Below are 18,039 nucleotides of genomic sequence, written 5' to 3' on the forward strand. Positions count from 1 at the left end.
TTTTTTATCTAAGCCCCGACAAAGCGTTTTAATCCTTGTTGACTTCGCGTTTGTCGATATACATCAAAACGATCTGCCTATCGGTGTAAATGTCGTTGCCGCTGCTTTTTCTGACCGTATCGTAAAACTCGCGAAACTTCGGATCACGCTGCTTCATCCCCTCCAGATCCTGCAGCAGCACCTGGGCCTGAAAAGCGGTAGGCGCCGTATCAAAATGACGGGAAGCACAGTAGATGGCGAGGGTCTGTCCGGCCTGTTCGGCTTTGCTTTGATTGGTATCATCAAACAGGCAATGGTGATAATTGTCCTGTTGTTCGGCCAAAACGGATCCGGCACTTACCCCCAGCAATAAGATACTGAGTGGCAGGTAGTTTTTGTACATCATTCAGTCTCCGGCAAATTTCCAGCTCAGACTCTGTACAAAATCGTTCAGTTCCTCGAGAGTGAATAGCGCCTCCCCCACACGGTAAACCTGTTTACCCAGTATCCGGTCGGTAGGCAAAGCGCCCCAGTAGCGACTGTCTCGACTGTAATCACGGTTATCTGCCAGCACAAACAGCTGATCTTCCGGCACCGTGGTTTCGACCACCCCCTCAGGAATACGCTGCTGATTACGCAGATCATCAACGTAATATTCCGCCTGCCAGTACCCATCTATAAACAGGCCGCCACCATGTACGGTCACGCGCTCACCCGGCAGCGCCACCACCCGTTGCAGAACTTCGCGGTTGGTTTCAGGGTGAATCAACAGCACGACATCACCACGCTGAACCTGTCCGGGCTGACGCTTATCGGTGGCAATCACCACCCAGTCATACTTGTTGAGCGTGCCAGCCATACTGTTATCAGCGACCTGATGCAGTGTCAGCTGGAATTTCAAGCTCAGCACCAAGGCCAGCCACAACAGGCTGAGTCCCGAAAAAGCCAGCCAGAACAGGCTGTAATTTTGCCAGCGTTGCTGCTGGCGCTGAATCATCGGACTGAGATCACGGGCACGCTGCCAGCTCATCCGCATCACCATCAGCCATAAAGCCAGCGACAGTAAAGGCAGAATAATCACGGGAAATGGCGTACTCATCCGCCAGGGGAACAGTAACAAAATAAACCAGGGCAATATCACCAGCCCCATGAACAGCCAGGCCTCACGTGCTTGCCCCAGGTAGTACAGGCCCAGCCCCGGTGCCAGCAAATTAATCCCCGCCGCCAGTGACGGGGAACGATGTTTCACACTGAGATCCTGCATTCGCGATTCTCCCTGTGCCGCGACGAAACCTTTTCGTCGATCTTTACCAGTACCACAGCCAGGCTGCCAGCATGCCCGCTATACCGGCCAGTGACAAAGGCAGCGCCGCCTTAATTCCTAATTCCCGGCCCCCAATCAGGCCGCACATCAGCGCTTTGACCAGGCTGTTAACCCCGGCCGCAATGACGCAGCCCATCACAAACAGCCGGATCGCCAGATCATTATCGGCCATGCCGATCAAAGACAGCATCATCGCATCGACATCGGCCATTCCTGACACCGCTGCCAGTGTCATCAGACCCGCTTCACCATAGGTTTCGCGAAGCACGACACTGAGCAGCATCACTGCGGTCAGGATAGCACCGAAGGTCAGAGCGGTTTTCAATTCCAGCGGATTTTGCAAGGTGGACGACGTACCGAGCGAGGTTGAGGCTTTTCCATGGCGGTACAGTAATAATGGCAGATAAGTCACCAGCGCCATCAGCACGACCGGTGGCCATAAGTGACTGAGCAGTGATGGTGCCAATACGCCGACCACAATCAGCATCCTGACATACATCGTGCCGCAGGCAATCAGCACGCCGCTGGAGGCCACCGGCACCACATCCCGGTTCTGTTTCCCCAGTCTTGATAGATGCAGGGTCACCGCCGTTGAAGAAGCCAGACCACCAAACAGGCCGGTAAACAGAATCCCGCGGTGAGCACCACCGATTTTGATGGCAAAATAACCGACAAAGGAAATCGTCGCGATCACGACGACCATCATCCAGATTCGATAAGGATTGAGCGCCTCCCAGGGACCAAAGCCCTGATCGGGTAACACCGGCAGCATCACGACCGATATCAGCAACAGTTTAATGCCGGCACGCAGTTCTTCCAGTTGCAGCTTGCTGACTAGCCCGTGCAACTGCGGCTTGTAACTGAGCAGCAGCACCGTCACCACCGCCGCGGCCGAGGCCTGGATGATCTCACCGGACGTGGCCAAGGCTGCCAGCACAAACACCAACAGGGCGGCCACCAGACTGGTAATGCCCCACTCTCGTTCCTGGCGTTGCTTAAGCAGGAAGATGGAACCGACCACCAGACTGAGGGCCATAAAGCCCAGCCCCAGTACCAGCGGGCCGAAGATCTCGGCCAGCATGCCGAATACCCCGCCGAGCAAGCCTATCAGGCCATAGGTGCGGACACCGGCGATGCGCTGACCTTCTACACTGTCACGTTCCTGCCAGCCTCGTTCAACACCGATCATCAAACCGATGGCCAGTGCCACCAGCAGGTAATACAGGCTCTCAATCTCAGGGGTCATGATCGCCCACTCCTTTGTCTGTCACCACTTAATCAACAGTGCTATTGTGCCAACGAGCCGTTATTCGATCGCCGCTGCGGCGAGATGGCTCTGTTCTTCAAGAGACTACCGGCCGAATCGCGCCACACAAGCTTCAGATACCGCTCATAATCCAGCTGCAGCATGGTTTGATTTTAAACCGGTCTTTAATTGACTGCTTTTATAAACAAATAATTTAATCACGACAGTACCGTGTCGATAAATACATTACACCATGCACGTTGTGTATTAATATTCGGGGGTTAAATCCGATCAGCCAATTCTGATTTACAGGCATGTTGAAGAGTCGGCACAAAAACTGGAAATTCAGGAGTATGAAACAACCGACTCGTAATACCAGCCCCGAACAAAAGTATTTACAGTTTCTGGAATGCCTTGACCGGGTCAATCTGATCATTCAGCGGGCAGATAATCTTGAGCAGATGATGCAATCCTTGCTGGCAGAAATGCTGGCAGTGTTCGACTGTGATCGTGCCTGGCTGCTCTACCCCTGTGACCCGTCAGCCGAATACTGGCAAATACCGGTGGCCTGTGCCAACCCGGACTATCCTCTCGCGCTTCCTACCGGCGTGGATCACCCCATGCAGCCGCCCATCGCCGAAATCATCCGGCAATGTCTCAACGACTCCGGACCGTTCACGTCCAGCCCCGGCATTGATATCAATCAAACCACGGGCACTGTCACCAATGACGAGGTTGCAAGCTTTCTCGGCCTCACAGTCGCACCAAAAACCGGCAAACCCTGGTTGTTCGGCTTGCATCAGTGCGCCTACCACAGAAACTGGAGCGATGACGAACAGCGTCTTTTCAATGAGATTGGCAGCCGTGTGGCGGAAGGTCTCAACACGCTGCTGGTTACCCGCGAACTTCGGGATAGCGAAGAACGTTTCCGCCATGCCTTCGAATTCGCCGGTATCGGTATGGGTATACTCAGCATTGAGGGCCGCTGGCTACGTGCCAATCAGGTAATTTGCACCATGCTGGGTTATGACGAAGCGCAACTACGGCAATTAACTTTCCAGGAACTGACTCACCCGGATGACCTCATCAAGGGTCGCGAGGATCTGCAGCGGCTTATCACCGGTGAGCTCCCATTTATACAGCTGGAAAAGCGCTACCGTCACCGTCAGGGACACTATCTATGGGCTAAACTCACCACCAGCATTGTCCGTGATGACAGCGATCAGCCTCTGTACTTTGTGTCGCAGATTGAAAACATCGATCAATACAAAAAGACTGAAGATGAAATCGCCCTACTGAGCTTTGCCATCAACCGTGTCGGTGAGAGTGTCTATCTGATGAGTGAAGACGCGCATTTTCGCTACATCAATGACGAAGTCTGTCGCCAGTTGGGCTACCAGCGTGATGAATTGCTGCACAAGATGCGTGTACCGGATGTCGATCCCAATTGCCCGTTTTCACGCTGGCAGGCGCATTGGCAGAAACTCAAACAGGAACAGTCGATCACTCTGGAAAGTAGTCATCTCAGCAAAACCGGCAAGCTGATACCGGTTGAAATCAATGCCAATTATTTTGAGTACAACCATAAGGGTTACAACCTGGCGCTGGTGCGTGACATCAGTGAACGAAAACAGGCCGAACAAGCACAACGCAATACTGAACGGGCCCTGCGTGAACAGGAAGAACGGTTCCGCCAGATGGCGGAAAATATTGAAGAAGTTTTCTGGCTGACGGACGTTCCCAAACAACAGGTGCTCTACGTCAGTCCAGCCTATGAGGCCATTTGGGGACTGAGCAGAGAAAGCCTCTACAAGTCGCCCACACAATGGCTGGAATGTATCCACCCTGACGACCGTGACAGAGTCACCTGGTCTGCTTTTCATCAACAGATAAGCGGCGATTATGACATTGAATATCGGATTACCCGACCTGACGGCGGTGTACGTCACATCCATGATCGTGCTTTTCCGATCCGGGACGAAGCCGGCAAGCCCTATCGTATTGCCGGCATCGCACAGGACATTACCGACCGTAAGGAGCAGGAAGCGCACATACAATACCTCGCCTATCATGACGCCCTGACCGGGCTGCCAAACCGGGCACTGGTGATGGATCGTCTGGAGCATGGCACTGCCCAGGCCGACCGGCATCAGGATATTCTGGCTGTACTGTTTCTCGATCTGGATCGCTTCAAAACCATCAATGACACACTGGGCCACCCGGCGGGCGATTCACTGCTGCAACAAACCGCGAAACGACTGATGGCAACATTACGGGATGAAGATACCGTGGGGCGGGTTGGTGGCGATGAATTCCTGATATTGCTGCCGGAGCTGAATTCACTGGAAGATGTCGGCCATGTTGCCGAAAAGATTCTCGCATCGCTCACCGCTCCCTTTCTTGTGGCTGACTATGAACTGCATGTCAGTGCCAGTATCGGTATCAGTATCTATCCTCGTGATGCGGATAACGCTGAAGCATTGATTAAATATGCCGACAGCGCACTGTATCTTGCCAAGGAACAGGGCCGCAGTACTTTCCGCTTTTTCAGCCCGGAACTCGATAGCACTGTACGTGCCCGGCTGCACCTGGAAAATGATCTGCGTTCAGCGATAGATAGGAACCAGCTGTTTCTGGAATATCAACCGCTGATGAACCTGGAATCGGGTCGTTGCAGCGGTGCCGAAGCGCTGCTGCGCTGGCAGCATCCTCAGCACGGCCTGATTTGCCCCGATGATTTCATTCCTATTGCGGAAGAAACCGGGCTGATTATTCCCATTGGCGAATGGGTCTTGACCACAGCCTGTCTTCAGGCCCGGCTCTGGCAAGAAGCCGGGATGGCTGATTTCCGGATCTCGGTCAACCTGTCACGGCGTCAGCTTGAACAACCCGGCTTGCCGGCGACTTTACGGCAGATACTTGACAAGACCGGCTGTCCGCCACAACTGCTGGAACTGGAAATCACCGAGTCCAGCACCATGAACAACCCCGAACAGGCGATCATCAGGCTCAATGCACTGCATGAAATGGGTATCGGCCTGGCGCTGGATGATTTTGGCACCGGTTATTCCAGCCTGGCTTACCTCAAACGCTTTCCATTGGATCGGATGAAAATTGACCGTTCCTTTGTCGAAGGCATCGCTGATGACAGCGATGATATGGCGATAGTGCAGACCACGATCGTACTGGCACGACAGTTACGTCTCAAGGTGGTCGCCGAGGGCGTGGAAACCAGCGCACAACAAGCCTTTCTGCGGGCACTGGGTTGTGATGAAATTCAGGGTTACCTGTTCGCCAGACCGATGTCCGCTGACGCCGTAACAAATCATTGCGCCTTAGCCCGGCCCCCACTGAAATAGAGCCTTTCAATGATTGTTAAGCTTACTGTTGCTTATCCTTCCATCGCCAGAAAGCGGCCAACAGTGAGCCACTGATATTGTGCCAGATACTGAACATCGCACCGGGTAGTGCCGCCATCGCCGCAAAGTTCTTCAAGGCCAGTGCCACGGCCAGTCCGGAGTTCTGCATACCGACCTCGATGGCCAGAGTCCGGCAGATCGTCTCTGGATAGCCGAAACAGCGCCCTGCCAGATACCCCAGCGTCAGCCCCAGTAAATTATGCAGTCCCACCGCAAGCAGCAGTGCCATCGATAAGCCGGCCATGCTGTCCTTATTCAAGGCGAACACAATGGCAATGATAAAAACGATTGCCAGCGTGGCCAGCATGGGGCAAAACTGCTGAATCGGTGTCACAAGCCGCGGCAAACACTGATTCAGCAACATGCCGCCCGCGACCGGCGCAATCACCAGCATCAGTATCGTCTGTAGCATCGACCCTACCGGCACCGCGATGGCCGCATCGATGTAAAGCCAGCTGAGCCAAGGCGTCAATATCACTGCCAGCAGGGTCGACAGCGCTGTCAATGTGATCGACAAAGCGACATTACCGCCTGCGAGATAGGTCATCACATTCGACGCGGTACCACCGGGGCTGGCACCGACCAGTATCAGTCCGGTCGCCAGTAATGTATCCAGCGCCAGTCCCCGGCCGATCAGCCAGGCAAGCAGCGGCATTAATATAAACTGCAGGCTGACACCCAGCGCTATCAGCAGCGGCAGGGTCAACACACGACGAAAGTCCCGCAAGCTGAGTGTCAGGCCCATCGCGAACATGATCAATGCCAGCAGTGGCAGAATCGCTGGCTTCAAACTCAGGAACCAGCTGGTCTGCCACCAGGCCAGCAGACACATCAATATGGCCCAGAGCGGGAGAAATCGGCTTAAACTCATCATATGTAAAAGAATGTAAACATAGGCACTCGCTACTTGCCATCGTGGTCTGTCCGATCATTAAATTAGCCTTTTTCAGCGCTTTGGTTAAGCCTGCCGGGAACTAAACACGGGGTTCATGCCCCTATACCTCTGGTCACAACCAGACCAAACGGACTTTTTTGCAACAGGATTACTCATGCGACATCTAAGCTGGCTGCTGTTCAGCCTTTTCTGCCTGACTGTCAATGCTGATGATGCCACCCCGGTGTCAACTGCCACACCAACTCAATCCGCGATTGCGGAAACCCTGAGTCTCTCCGGCTCACTGACGGCAGAAAAACAGGCGATGCTGTCACCGCGGGTCGACGGTCTGGTCAAGTCAGTGCTGGTCGATGCCGGCTATGAAGTCAATCAGGGCGATCTCCTGATCCAGCTGGATCCGGCCATTGCCAGCCAGCAGTATGCTCAGACCCAGGCTGCCACCGCCGAAGCCGAAGCTGCCCGTAACGAAGCGCAGCGTCTGGTCAATGAGGCCGAGAGCCTGCGCAAGAAAAACTACATTTCCGAAAGCGAACTGGCCAACCGTCAATCCAATCTGGCGCTGGCTGAAGCGGCACTGGTCGCCGCCAAAGCAACTGAAAGAGCCGCACTGGAACAACTGCGACGACATGATTTGCCAGCGCCTTTCAGCGGCGTTATCAGTGCCAAAATGACCGAGGCCGGTGAATGGGTTAACCGGGGTACAGCGGTACTGGAACTGGTGGCGACCGATAAAGTGCGGCTTGATGTCAAAGTACCGCAGGAGCAGTTTTCTTCGGTCAGTCAGGACAGCCCGGTGGAAGTAATCCCCGATGTCTATCCCAACCGTCGCCTGCCCGGCCAGATCAGTGCGATTGTGCCGGTCAGTGATCCGCAGGCGCGGGCTTTTCTGGTTCGTGTCGTGGTAGATGCCTCGGATATCGATCTGCTGCCCGGCACCTCTGCTACCGCCGTGATCGGCCTCAATGGCGACGGGGGACAGAAACTGCTGATTCCCCGTGATGCGCTGTTACTCCACCCGGATGGCGGTTACAGTGTGTTTGTCGTCAACAACGATGTCGCCGAACGCAGACAGGTCACTATCGGCCAGCAAAGCCAGAGCGGTGTCAGTGTGCTTGAAGGGCTGGAGGCCGATGCCCGGGTGGTGATACGGGGAAATGAAGTCTTGCGTGATGGTCAGTCTGTCACTGTCGTCAACCCATAACAGGCTGTTTTAATCATGCTGGAAGCGCCAATCAGAAACGGAAAATTGCTGACGGTGATCGTGCTTATCATCGTCGTGCTGGGTATTGCGGCCGCTACCCGCATCCCCATCCAGATGATTCCTGACCTGGATGTCCGCACTATCAGTGTCGTCACCGGCTGGCCGGGCGCAACCCCGCAGGATGTGGAAAAAGAAATTCTGATTGAACAGGAACGCTATCTGCGCAGCGTTCCCAACATGACGCGGATGGAGTCGCTGGCTGATACCGGTCAGGCGCAGATTGAAATGGAATTTCCTTTCGGCGTTGATATCAACGAAACCCTGATCGAAGTCTCCAATGCCCTGAGCCAGGTCCCCAGTTATCCGGAAAATGTCGATCAACCCACGATTCGCAGCAGCTCCTTTTCTGAAAACGCGTTTATGTATTTTGCGGTCAAGCCGCTGCCCGGCAATCCGCTTCAGCTTGATATGGATATGGTTACCGACTTTGTCGATGACGATATCCGTCCGCGTATGGAGCGGGTCAGCGGCGTGTCAGAAGTGCAGCTCCGCGGCGGTGCCGAACGGCAGATTCAAATCACCATCGACCCGGCCAAGCTGGCTCAGCGTGGGTTGACGCTGACTGAAGTCCGCGATGCGATTCGAGAACGCAACCGGGATACTTCAGCCGGTGATCTGGATGATGGCAAACGCCGTTATTTCATCCGTACCACCGGCCGCTTTCAGGATATTCAAAGCCTGGAAGAGCTCACCCTGGCACACCGCAACAATACCGATATCAAGCTCAAGGACGTGGGCGAGGTCCGTCTTGATCACTACGAAGTCCGCAATATTGCCATTGTCAACAACGAAGAAGCGCTGACCATGGCGGTCAAGCGTGAGTCCGGCTCCAACGTCATTAATATCAAGGAGGAGATGCTCAAGGTTGTCGAGGAAATCCGTCAGGACCAGCTGCATCCTAACGGGATGACAATTGAGCTGATCGGTGATGATGTCCGTTATGTACAGGCCTCAGTGGATAAGGTCAGCTCCAACCTGGCCCTGGGTGCCGTGCTGGCGACCCTGGTGTTGTTTCTGTTCCTGCGCTCGGGTCGCGCCACCCTGATCGGCCTGATGGGCATGCCGGTCTGTACCATTGCCGCCTTCCTCGGACTGCTCGCCTTCGATCGCACACTCAATGTCATTTCGCTGGCTGGTATCGCCTTTGCTATTGGTATGACCGTGGATAACACCATCGTGGTGCTGGAAAGTATCGAGCAATGCCGACGACGCGGACTGGACCGCATTCAGGCGGCGATCACCGGGGTGCGTGAAGTCTGGACCGCGGTACTGGCCTCCAGTATGACCACCGTGCTGGTGTTTGCGCCGGTATTGTTTGTGCAGGAAGAAGCCGGTCAGCTTTATTCTGATATCGCGATTGCCATTTCCACTGCGATTCTTGCCTCAATGCTGTTTGCCGTCGGCGTGGTACCCGCCGCCTGTGCCCGGGTCGGTTTCGGTGATGATCGGGATCACGGCGATGATCTGGCTCACCCCGGTCCTATTCTCAAATCGATCAGCTGGCTCAACGGCGGCCCCCTGCGCCGGTTTGCCTGTATCGTTCTGATTTTTGCCGGCACCATGGGCGCGGGTGTCTATCTGATGCCTCCGGCTGAATATCTGCCGGAGGGCGAGGAGCCGAAGGCCTTCAGCGTCATGACCGCCCCGCCTGGCTACAACCTGTCGGAAATGCAGAAAATCGGTGAAGAAATCCGCGGTCATCTGGCAGCGGCACTGGATGCCGATCCTGCCAAATTCGTGAACGGCGAACATGAACTGCCGTCGCTCAAATATTACTTCCAGCGCATTGCACCGGGGGTGGTCTGGGTGTTGAGTGAACCGACCCGTGATCAGGATATTGAGCCGATGATGAATGCGCTGACCGAAATGTTTGAGAGCTATCCGGGCATGCGTGGATTTTCCCACCGCGGTTCCATTATTGCCAGTAATCAGGGCGGAACCCGTGCGGTAAACCTGGATATTTCCGGGGCCGATCAGGAAAGCTTATATATCACCGCTGAAAACGCCTTGCGCAGTGCAGAGCGTCTGTTCGGGGATCCGCAGATCGAGTCTGAACCCGCTGCCCTGTCACTGGATCAACCTCTGGTTGAAGTGCGTCCGCACTGGGACCGGCTGGCCGAGGTCGGAATGACGGCAGATAACTTCGGCTATACCGTTGCCGCACTCAGTGACGGCGCCTATGTCGGTGAGTTCTTCATGGATGATGACAAAATCGATATGTTTATCTTCAGTGCAGCCGGCCAGAACCAGAAACTGGCGGATTTGTCGACGATGCCGATCATGACACCGGCAGGCACGGTGTTACCGCTCAATGCACTGGCCGATATTACAGAAACCGTCGACAGTGACCAGTTGCGCCGGGTCGACGGTCGGCGGACCGTCACCTTGTCAATTATTCCACCACGCGAAATCGCGCTGGAAACCGCCGTTAATCGGGTCCGCACCCAGATGTTGCCGGATATGCAGGCCGCCGGAGAGGTTGCCAAAGGGGTATCAATCAGCATCTCCGGGGCTGCCGACCAGCTCGATGCGACCCGGGAATCCTTGTCCAGTAATCTGGTGATTGCCCTGATCCTGATTTACCTGCTGCTGGTGGCGATCTTCAGCCACTGGGGCTACCCGTTGTTGATTCTGACCACGGTACCGCTGGGTATCGCTGGTGGCATCGTCGGCCTGGTGGCCGTTAACCATGCCGGCCCGCTGCTCAATCTGGTCGGTCTGCCAGCCATCATTCAGCCTTTTGATATGATCACCATGCTGGGTTTTGTCATTCTGCTGGGCACCGTGGTCAATAACCCGATCCTGATTGTCGAGCAGACCCGCACTAATCTGCGCGATAAAGCCCTCTCTGTCCGCACTGCCGTCAATCAGGCGGTAGCGACCCGCCTGAGGCCGATTCTGATGTCGACCGCCACCACCGTATTCGGGCTGGCGCCGCTGGTCTTTATCCCGGGTGCCGGGACTGAACTCTATCGCGGCGTCGGTATTGTGGTGCTGGTCGGTATCCTATGTTCGATGATCGTTACGCTGACCTTCCTGCCCAGTCTGTTGATCACGGTGATGTCATGGGTACAGAAGCGTGAGCGCGCCGGACTGAATAAGGCTGTACCACAGGATAGCTGAGCTTAGCCATCATCTTCCTTTTTCATCAGGCTACCGAACTGGAAGATGCAATAGCCAATTATCGACAGTACCAGCGCCACTTCATACCGGCTGTAGGCGACAGAAATACCGATAGCGCCGGTCAGCCAGATACCGGCAGCATTGGCGGTGCCCATCGCCTTGCCGTGCTCCTTGATGATGGCCCCACCACCGATAAAGCCCATACCGGTAATGATGCCGTACATCACCCGTGCTTCTGCCTGACCATTCGAATAGACATCCATCGCCACCAGCATAAAGGCGCAGCAGGCTATAGAGACCAGGGGGTAAGTCCGCAAGCCGGCGCCGCGGGTGAGATATTCCCGGTTGAGGGCGATCGGCAATGACAAGATAAAAGCGATACCGATTTGCGTTAAGTTAAAACGTACAAGGGTCACGTCAATTTCCGGCATGATTATCCTCCCTGTCATCTGAAGAATCGTTGTTATTCAGCTTTGCGTCGTGTTCAACAAATATCAAATCCTGGGTGGCAAAACCGAGCTGCTCTGCTCTATCGATAAACTGTGCTTTGAGCGCCTCCGAGACCACCGGTTCGCGTGCCAGTAACCATAAATAATCGCGGCTGGGCCCGCTGACAAAAGCATATTGATACTGCGCGTCCAATTCGAACACGATGTAACTGCCATAAAAAGGGCCGAAGAAAGACACTTTGAGATGCGCCGTGTTTTTATCCCCGACAAAAAAAGCCTTGCCTTCCGCCTGCTCCCATTGCTGTTCAGCCGCTGAATAGCCCCGGTTGATAACCCGGATGCCGCCGGCTTCGCGAGGCTGATATTCTGCTGTCACCTGACTCAGACCACGTTCAAAGCCATGATCAAGACGGGCAATTTCATACCACTTGCCCAGATAGCGATCGACTTCGAATGACTGAACCGGTTCAATACCCGTCGGGATGCGGGTGCAGGCACTCGTCAACAGCAGCAGGAAAAGAATCAGATTTAGACGCATATTTCACCCGTTTGCAGATAACTTTGCTGATTATGCCGAAGATAGCAATGCCTTTGCGTGAAGCTGATCGCTCCCGCATTATAGAAATGGCCTGGGAGGACCGCACCCCGTTTGAGGCCATTGCCACTACTTATGGCCTCAGTGAAGCAGCGGTGATCCGGCTGATGCGTCTGTCGTTGCAACCCGGTAGTTTTCGTCTCTGGCGGCAGCGTGTCAGTGGACGCAAAACCAAACACCGCCGTCTCAGAAACCCGGATGTCGATCGTGCTTATTGTCCCAGCCAGTATAAACACCGCTGAGTCAGCGTTTTGCCAGCAACTGCTGTAATGTCAGCGGCAGGCTGCCACGCAGCTGATCACTTATTCGTGCTTCATGGCGTTGCCACAAGACGCCCAGATAAATAATCAACAATCCCAGCGCGCTGAGGACCACCGGAAACAGCAGGCTGTCTTCAAATACCTGATGCGACAAGTATCCCAGATAGCCAGCCACACCGAGGGCACCAAACACGACAAAGACCCGCCGCAGCAACACCACGCCGATACCCATCATCAGCAGATTAATCAGGCAATAGCCGAGCTTGGCGAGTTCACTGTCACTGTCCTGCATTGATAAGCCGCACCAGAAAGTCAGCACACCAAACAGATACAGCCAGAAGGCATAGTCAGCCGTGCTCTCGCGGCTGCGAATATCCACCCAGAATGCGAGCAGCGTCATCATCAAGCCAAAATACATCGATACCAAAGCCCGGATTTCATAGTCGATCCGGTCAAAGGCCAGCCAGGCCGCGAGATCCATAGACAGATACCACAGCGTAACGGCGATAGGCATCAGCAGGAACGGGTATTTATATCGCCAGACCATAGCGGTACCCACTGCCAGCGTAGCCAGTTCGAGATACAGCCAGTGCCACTGAATATAACGGTGGTAATCCCGATATGTACTGCTGTCTGGCCACAACCCCAGCCCCTGTTGCAGCCCGTAAACCGCCAGCGGCGTCAAAGCCACAACAAAGGTCGCACAAATCCCGGCCGGGAGAGCAAAATCACGGCGCAGAAAAAAGTCGCTCAGTTTCATACCGGTGCCGGCATAGAGTAAAGCAATGAAAAAAATGCCCCAGCCGCCGAAAGTTTCCCAGCCCAGGGTCATAAACAGGGTCATGGCACCGATGGCAATCAAACCGCCCAGGTAATAAAGCACATGGGTAAAATCGAAGGCCGGCCCGGTTCCGGGTTGTGCCCGCAGAAACCGATACAGTTCCTCCGCCTGTTGCGGCTTCAGTATCTGCCGCTTGACCGCCGCCTCCAGCTGCTGTTTGCTGATTTTCATTTAGCTGCCAAAGCTTATGTCGGCGACCGATTTGATGCCGATATAAAAACTGCACAGCCAGCCGATCATAAAAACCAGCGAACGGTACGGCGCCATATCCAGCATATAAAACACGGGGTGCGCTATCCGGCTCAGTAGAAACAAGGCGGCCGCATAACTGAACTGACTCAAATCAGTGCCTGATATAAAAGCAAGCAGACACATAACAGCATAAAACAGCAGCGCTTCCCAGGCATTTTTCTGCGCCGCCAGAACCCGGGCACCGAGACCGGTCATCTGTGCCTGCTGCAGACGCGGCTGTTTGTTATCAAAGCGACCGAACTGGCGATAGCGCAGATAACCGCCCAGCACGGCAAGTGTTATCGGAAACAAGGCAACGATAAACAGGGTTTGAAACAGAAATGGCATCAGTCAGTCCTTTTTGGTCGGGAAGCGAGTTGTCTGAGCGCCTTCAACAGCGCCTGATTGAACAATTCCGGCGACTGGATATGCGGCGAATGTCCCATCTTGGGGAATAAATGCAGGCGTGCATCAGCGAAGCGGCTTACTGTGATTGAAGCCAGCTGCCGGTAGTTACCCAGTCGGGATCGTGTACGCTCGTCGGCGAAGCCTTTGCCGACCGCTGTGTTATCCTGCGCACCGATAAACAGCCAGGTCGGCACTTCAATATTTTTCAGTTCGTGCACGACGGGCTGGGTCAGAATCATGTCGTAGATTTTGGCCGAGAGCCAGGCCGACTTTTCGCGATCAGCCTTAAACTGGCCGGCCAGCATATCGACCCAGACACTGTAATCCTCGCGCCATTCGCCGGCATAGTAGGTGTTTTGCTGATAACGTTTAATGCCTTCAGCATCCAGTTTTAACTGCTGCTGATACCAGGTGTCGATGTTGATATAAGGCACGCCTTTCTGCAGCCAGTCTTCCAGCCCAATAGGATTGACCAGCAACAGTCCCTGCAGCTGTTCCGGATAAAGCAAGGCATAACGACTGGCCAGCATGCCGCCTATCGAATGCCCCATCAGATAAAATTGCGAGATCCCGAGTTCTGTCAGCAATGCCCGCGTGTTGTTCGCCAGCTGGTGAAAGCTGAACTGATAATCCAGCGGTTTTGAGGATTTGCAAAAACCGATCTGGTCCACCGCGATGACCCGATACCCCGCCTCACTCAGCAGTGTTATCGCCTGTTTCCAGGTGGCCGCACAGAAATTCTTGCCGTGAAACAGGACTACTGTCTCACCATTGGCTGTGCCTCGTGGTGCCACATCCATATAGGCCATCTCCAGTGTCTTTTGCTGGGAGTTCAGCGAGAACATCTGCACCGGATAAGGGTAATCAAACTGCTGCAGACGAAAGCCGGTATCGGCCCGGCTGAGACTGGTGAAAAGCAGCATCGATAACAGCAGGACGAGACAGCAATGTGGTTTCATCTATCCTCCCTAATTATGTACGGCAGCCGGCCACCACCATTCACCAGCATACTCTGGCTGGCGAAACTGAGCGATTCGGGCCTGCGCACACAGGGTCAACAAATAGTCGCGCAACGCGCCGGCTCCTTCATGATTGACCTCGGCGACTTTCGCGGGATTGACCAGAATGATCGCTATTACCCGCTGTAGCACCGGATCAGCTGCAAGCAGAACGGGCGTATTCATCACAGACAGCCTGATCCGTTTGTTATCGGCCTGCAGGTCGGTGCTGATGACTGCCACCGCCACCAAAACAAGTTGGCGGAGCGTGCATTTGAAGCTCATCGCAATGTGTGCTCAAGAAAATGCATGAATCGTTGCCAGGAACGGCGATCCGCCTCGGGATGATAGCGATCGCCATGCCATTCGGTAAAGGCGTGACGAGCGCCGCCATAGGCAATCATTTCATAGTTTTTATGTTCGGCTTCCAGCTGTTTGGCGAGGCGGTTAAAATCATCCAGACTGATATGCTGGTCAGCTGCACCGTGCATGATTAATAAAGCACCCTGAGCGTTTTTGTAATCCTGCCCCTCCGGCGTCGACAGACCACCGTGAAAACTGACAAAGCCCTTGAAACCGGCTCCGGCACGGGCCATTTCCAGCACCGCAGCCCCACCGAAACAATAGCCCATTACAACCACGCTGTTCGCATCGGCACCGAGAGCTGAAGCTTCAGCTAGCGCCGCTTTTACCAGGCCGCGCATTTTACTTCGATCCTGATAGAGTTCACCGGTATGCTGGCGTTTGTCTTCATCCTTGGTGGGACGGATGCCTGCACCGAACAGATCGGCAGCAAACACCGCATAACCCTGCTCCGACAGCATCTGTGCACGTTTGATTTCGTAATCCGTCAGACCATTCCAGTCATGCAACAGCAGGATCAGTGGCTGACCTGTTGCTGAGGCCTGGTAAAAGCCCTCATAGTCCTGCCCCTGATACTGATAGGTGATGGTTTCCGCAGTGAGAGAGCCTGATACTAACAATAACGCTATCGCTATCAATTGCTTCATGATGTTCCCCCCCCTCTCAGGCAGCATAGGACATCAGCCGGCGGGCTACAACTCAGGATGACTGTGGTTACTGATAACGCCCGGCGGTGATAAAAATCTGGAAAGACTCGCACCAGACTATGGCGCTGTTGTAGCCCGCCGGATTCAGTCCGGTCGGCAGATCTACCATGAAATTATTGAAGGTTTTGACGTCACCGACCTGGACTATTTTGTCTTTGTTAGCCATAAACGCGGCCTGGGTCTCGACAAATACCGGTGACAGGTAAAGCCGGTAATCCGGACCCGGTGCGATTCTGCCATCGAAGGAGAATGCACTGTCGCTGATATAGAAGGTGCCATCACCAAAATGTAAGGCATCACTGTCTTCCAGATCAGGCGTGAAATGGCCGGTGAAATGCGCCTGGGCGGCGACCTCACCGATTTGTCTGTCATCCGGTGCGGGCGGCTGGGTCAGAATCGGCAACAGGTAAATCCCCAGAGCAAAACCGACTCCCAGAAACAAACCGTGCGAAAGCAGTAACAGCAGTTTTTTCATCGGCAACTTCACTCTGCAGTTGATCAATCTTCCAGCGCGGCCACCTGCTGCTTGAGAAAAGCATAATTATCAATGAACAAGCTGACCACAGCAGGATCAAAAGACTTGCCGGATTCCGACTTTATATAGTCAAGCACTTTCTGTTCCGGCCAGGCTTCTTTATACACCCTGGGGTGAGAGATAGCATCCCAGACATCGACTATCGCAAACAAGCGTGCAGAATAGGCAATCGCCTCACCTTTAAGTCCTTGTGGGTAACCGCTGCCATCCCATTTTTCATGATGCTGATAAGGAATATCAATACAGGGACGAAGAAATTCAATCTCATTGAGAATTTCGCGGGCAATGACCGGGTGGGTCTGCATCAGCGCCCACTCCTGCTGATCCAGCTTATCCGATTTAACCAGGATATCGTCAGGAATACCGATTTTGCCGATGTCATGCAGTAAAGCCCCGCATTTCACCAGGGCTAATTCATTGGCTTTGAAGCGGCCGGACAAAGTCGCCAATGCCACACACATTTGCATCACTCTTTCCGAATGATGACGGGTTTCCTGGTGTCGCTGATCCATCACCGTGATCCAGCCCCGGACGGTCTGTTCATAACTGGCCAGCAGGCGGCGATTGGCAGAAATAATCTGGCGGTAAGCGCGGCTGATTAACAGATACAGCAAGCCGCCTGTTACCAGTACAAACAACAGCCCTTTTAAATTCTGCGCCAGGGTTATTTGCACCGACTTTTCAGACAATGCCAGTACAAGGGCATCGGAGAACATCACCCAACCAATACCGATTAACAGGTAGATCAGAACGATCCAGTGCTGCGGTTTGATTAAGTTTGCACGTTCAGCGATGAAAGCATCATGACCGGATTGGTCATTGAGTATAGAGAATTTTGAAGACATGGAACTACCTGCTGTGAGCAACGCAGAATAAAGCGCTGCCAGCCAGATTGCAAGTGATCAGATAAACGGTGCAACCGGCTTTATACCGGCTTACTGATAGAGCTGATGTATTTGCTGCTGGTTGTGTTGGACTTCCTGCTTCAGATCCTGAATCTGCTGCTGAAATTCAGCATCCAGTCGATCCATCTCTTCAAACAGTCCGTGTTCACGGGTGGCTATCCGGCCGTCATCGCTGGTATAGGTGCGCTGTCGAAGCCGATCGAGCTCACGCTGCCGGTCCTGCTGCAACTGATCGATTTTGGCAGAAAGCAGTTTATTTTTCTGCTTAAGGGAATGAACCTGATTGACTCTCGACTCTTCCTGGAAACGCTGGGTAATCGCCTGCTGGCTTATAACGGCAGTCTCATCCGGCTGCCGGGCTTCAATCTCGACCCTCACCGCATTATCAGCACAGGGCCGGTCACTGAACAGGGTATTACCATTTACCGTGCATTTGAAAATATTAGCCTGCAACGGCAGGGGCAGTAATAAGCTGATCAGCATGATAAGGGCCTTCACAC

The 18,039-nt window shown here is 54.1% G+C and carries 18 protein-coding genes; 4 read left to right on the forward strand and 14 right to left on the reverse strand.

Going from position 1 to position 18,039, the window contains the following annotated elements:
* Positions 1-28 precede the first annotated feature (28 nt).
* The 3 genes from FH755_RS03635 to FH755_RS03645 are packed head-to-tail and all read right to left on the reverse strand — an operon-like array spanning position 29 to position 2,549.
* Positions 29-385 (reverse strand): hypothetical protein, encoded by a 357-nt coding sequence (locus tag FH755_RS03635; RefSeq protein ID WP_292438761.1) that lies wholly within the window; start codon positions 383-385, stop codon positions 29-31.
* The gene (lepB, locus tag FH755_RS03640; RefSeq protein WP_292438763.1) at positions 386-1,243 is read right to left on the reverse strand and encodes a signal peptidase I; all 858 of its coding nucleotides are present in this window, start codon (positions 1,241-1,243) and stop codon (positions 386-388) included.
* A gap of 43 nt (positions 1,244-1,286) precedes the next feature.
* The gene (locus FH755_RS03645) at positions 1,287-2,549 is read right to left on the reverse strand and encodes an MgtC/SapB family protein (RefSeq protein ID WP_292438765.1); all 1,263 of its coding nucleotides are present in this window, start codon (positions 2,547-2,549) and stop codon (positions 1,287-1,289) included.
* 353 nt (positions 2,550-2,902) lie between these two features.
* Between FH755_RS03645 and FH755_RS03650 the strand changes: the two genes are divergently transcribed.
* A complete protein-coding gene (locus tag FH755_RS03650) occupies positions 2,903-5,908 on the forward strand; it encodes an EAL domain-containing protein (RefSeq protein ID WP_292438767.1) in 3,006 nt (1,001 codons plus the stop codon).
* A gap of 22 nt (positions 5,909-5,930) precedes the next feature.
* On the opposite strand, the gene FH755_RS03655 is transcribed toward FH755_RS03650, so the two are convergent.
* Positions 5,931-6,800, reverse strand: a complete 870-nt coding sequence (locus tag FH755_RS03655) for a bile acid:sodium symporter family protein (RefSeq protein ID WP_292438768.1) — start codon at positions 6,798-6,800, stop codon at positions 5,931-5,933.
* A gap of 217 nt (positions 6,801-7,017) precedes the next feature.
* Between FH755_RS03655 and FH755_RS03660 the strand changes: the two genes are divergently transcribed.
* Both FH755_RS03660 and FH755_RS03665 read left to right on the forward strand, forming a co-directional pair.
* Positions 7,018-8,064 (forward strand): efflux RND transporter periplasmic adaptor subunit, encoded by a 1,047-nt coding sequence (locus tag FH755_RS03660; RefSeq protein ID WP_292438770.1) that lies wholly within the window; start codon positions 7,018-7,020, stop codon positions 8,062-8,064.
* Between the two features lie 15 nt (positions 8,065-8,079).
* Positions 8,080-11,247, forward strand: coding sequence for an efflux RND transporter permease subunit (locus FH755_RS03665; RefSeq protein WP_292438772.1), 3,168 nt, complete (start codon positions 8,080-8,082; stop codon positions 11,245-11,247).
* 2 nt (positions 11,248-11,249) lie between these two features.
* Here FH755_RS03665 and FH755_RS03670 read toward each other — a convergent pair whose 3' ends face one another.
* Together FH755_RS03670 and FH755_RS03675 are read right to left on the reverse strand one after the other, a co-directional pair.
* Positions 11,250-11,678: an MgtC/SapB family protein gene (locus tag FH755_RS03670; protein ID WP_292438774.1), complete on the reverse strand. Its 429-nt coding sequence runs from the start codon at positions 11,676-11,678 to the stop codon at positions 11,250-11,252.
* Positions 11,665-12,234 (reverse strand): lipocalin family protein, encoded by a 570-nt coding sequence (locus FH755_RS03675; protein WP_292438776.1) that lies wholly within the window; start codon positions 12,232-12,234, stop codon positions 11,665-11,667. The genes FH755_RS03670 and FH755_RS03675 overlap by 14 nt, the downstream gene beginning before the upstream one ends.
* Before the next feature lie 47 nt (positions 12,235-12,281).
* Here FH755_RS03675 and FH755_RS03680 point away from each other — a divergent pair, with 47 nt between their 5' ends.
* Positions 12,282-12,533, forward strand: coding sequence for a TIGR03643 family protein (locus FH755_RS03680; protein WP_292438778.1), 252 nt, complete (start codon positions 12,282-12,284; stop codon positions 12,531-12,533).
* 1 nt (position 12,534) lies between these two features.
* Here the strand turns inward: FH755_RS03680 and FH755_RS03685 are convergent, their stop codons facing one another.
* The 8 genes from FH755_RS03685 to FH755_RS03720 all read right to left on the reverse strand — a co-directional run bounded on the left by FH755_RS03685 (position 12,535) and on the right by FH755_RS03720 (position 18,022).
* Entirely contained in the window at positions 12,535-13,563 is a 1,029-nt protein-coding gene (locus tag FH755_RS03685) for a DUF2157 domain-containing protein (protein ID WP_292438780.1), read from the reverse strand.
* Positions 13,564-13,971, reverse strand: a complete 408-nt coding sequence (locus FH755_RS03690) for an MAPEG family protein (protein ID WP_292438782.1) — start codon at positions 13,969-13,971, stop codon at positions 13,564-13,566.
* On the reverse strand, positions 13,971-14,990 hold the full coding sequence (locus FH755_RS03695; RefSeq protein ID WP_292438784.1) for an alpha/beta hydrolase: 1,020 nt from the start codon (positions 14,988-14,990) through the stop codon (positions 13,971-13,973). The genes FH755_RS03690 and FH755_RS03695 overlap by 1 nt, the downstream gene beginning before the upstream one ends.
* A gap of 9 nt (positions 14,991-14,999) precedes the next feature.
* Positions 15,000-15,314: a hypothetical protein gene (locus FH755_RS03700; protein WP_292438786.1), complete on the reverse strand. Its 315-nt coding sequence runs from the start codon at positions 15,312-15,314 to the stop codon at positions 15,000-15,002.
* A complete protein-coding gene (locus FH755_RS03705; protein WP_292438788.1) occupies positions 15,311-16,039 on the reverse strand; it encodes a dienelactone hydrolase family protein in 729 nt (242 codons plus the stop codon). The genes FH755_RS03700 and FH755_RS03705 overlap by 4 nt, the downstream gene beginning before the upstream one ends.
* A gap of 67 nt (positions 16,040-16,106) precedes the next feature.
* Positions 16,107-16,574: a DM13 domain-containing protein gene (locus FH755_RS03710; RefSeq protein ID WP_292438790.1), complete on the reverse strand. Its 468-nt coding sequence runs from the start codon at positions 16,572-16,574 to the stop codon at positions 16,107-16,109.
* 23 nt (positions 16,575-16,597) lie between these two features.
* Entirely contained in the window at positions 16,598-17,479 is an 882-nt protein-coding gene (locus FH755_RS03715) for an HD domain-containing phosphohydrolase (RefSeq protein ID WP_292438792.1), read from the reverse strand.
* A 90-nt stretch (positions 17,480-17,569) separates the two neighbouring features.
* Complete coding sequence (locus FH755_RS03720) at positions 17,570-18,022, reverse strand: DUF4124 domain-containing protein (RefSeq protein WP_292438794.1); 453 nt, start codon at positions 18,020-18,022, stop codon at positions 17,570-17,572.
* Positions 18,023-18,039: the final 17 nt, after the last annotated feature.

Source organism: Methylophaga sp. (assembly GCF_009711715.1).
In the GTDB taxonomy this organism is placed as follows: Bacteria; Pseudomonadota; Gammaproteobacteria; order Nitrosococcales; family Methylophagaceae; genus Methylophaga.

Excerpts from the sequence above, each read along its gene's own strand:
- FH755_RS03635 (WP_292438761.1), bottom strand. The coding sequence starts at position 385 with ATGATGTACAAAAACTACCTGCCACTCAGTATCTTATTGCTGGGGGTA.
- lepB (WP_292438763.1), bottom strand. The coding sequence starts at position 1,243 with ATGCAGGATCTCAGTGTGAAACATCGTTCCCCGTCACTGGCGGCGGGG.
- FH755_RS03645 (WP_292438765.1), bottom strand. The coding sequence starts at position 2,549 with ATGACCCCTGAGATTGAGAGCCTGTATTACCTGCTGGTGGCACTGGCC.
- FH755_RS03650 (WP_292438767.1), top strand. The coding sequence starts at position 2,903 with ATGAAACAACCGACTCGTAATACCAGCCCCGAACAAAAGTATTTACAG.
- FH755_RS03655 (WP_292438768.1), bottom strand. The coding sequence starts at position 6,800 with ATGTGTCTGCTGGCCTGGTGGCAGACCAGCTGGTTCCTGAGTTTGAAG.
- FH755_RS03660 (WP_292438770.1), top strand. The coding sequence starts at position 7,018 with ATGCGACATCTAAGCTGGCTGCTGTTCAGCCTTTTCTGCCTGACTGTC.
- FH755_RS03665 (WP_292438772.1), top strand. The coding sequence starts at position 8,080 with ATGCTGGAAGCGCCAATCAGAAACGGAAAATTGCTGACGGTGATCGTG.
- FH755_RS03670 (WP_292438774.1), bottom strand. The coding sequence starts at position 11,678 with ATGCCGGAAATTGACGTGACCCTTGTACGTTTTAACTTAACGCAAATC.
- FH755_RS03675 (WP_292438776.1), bottom strand. The coding sequence starts at position 12,234 with ATGCGTCTAAATCTGATTCTTTTCCTGCTGCTGTTGACGAGTGCCTGC.
- FH755_RS03680 (WP_292438778.1), top strand. The coding sequence starts at position 12,282 with ATGCCTTTGCGTGAAGCTGATCGCTCCCGCATTATAGAAATGGCCTGG.
- FH755_RS03685 (WP_292438780.1), bottom strand. The coding sequence starts at position 13,563 with ATGAAAATCAGCAAACAGCAGCTGGAGGCGGCGGTCAAGCGGCAGATA.
- FH755_RS03690 (WP_292438782.1), bottom strand. The coding sequence starts at position 13,971 with ATGCCATTTCTGTTTCAAACCCTGTTTATCGTTGCCTTGTTTCCGATA.
- FH755_RS03695 (WP_292438784.1), bottom strand. The coding sequence starts at position 14,990 with ATGAAACCACATTGCTGTCTCGTCCTGCTGTTATCGATGCTGCTTTTC.
- FH755_RS03700 (WP_292438786.1), bottom strand. The coding sequence starts at position 15,314 with ATGAGCTTCAAATGCACGCTCCGCCAACTTGTTTTGGTGGCGGTGGCA.
- FH755_RS03705 (WP_292438788.1), bottom strand. The coding sequence starts at position 16,039 with ATGAAGCAATTGATAGCGATAGCGTTATTGTTAGTATCAGGCTCTCTC.
- FH755_RS03710 (WP_292438790.1), bottom strand. The coding sequence starts at position 16,574 with ATGAAAAAACTGCTGTTACTGCTTTCGCACGGTTTGTTTCTGGGAGTC.
- FH755_RS03715 (WP_292438792.1), bottom strand. The coding sequence starts at position 17,479 with ATGTCTTCAAAATTCTCTATACTCAATGACCAATCCGGTCATGATGCT.
- FH755_RS03720 (WP_292438794.1), bottom strand. The coding sequence starts at position 18,022 with ATGCTGATCAGCTTATTACTGCCCCTGCCGTTGCAGGCTAATATTTTC.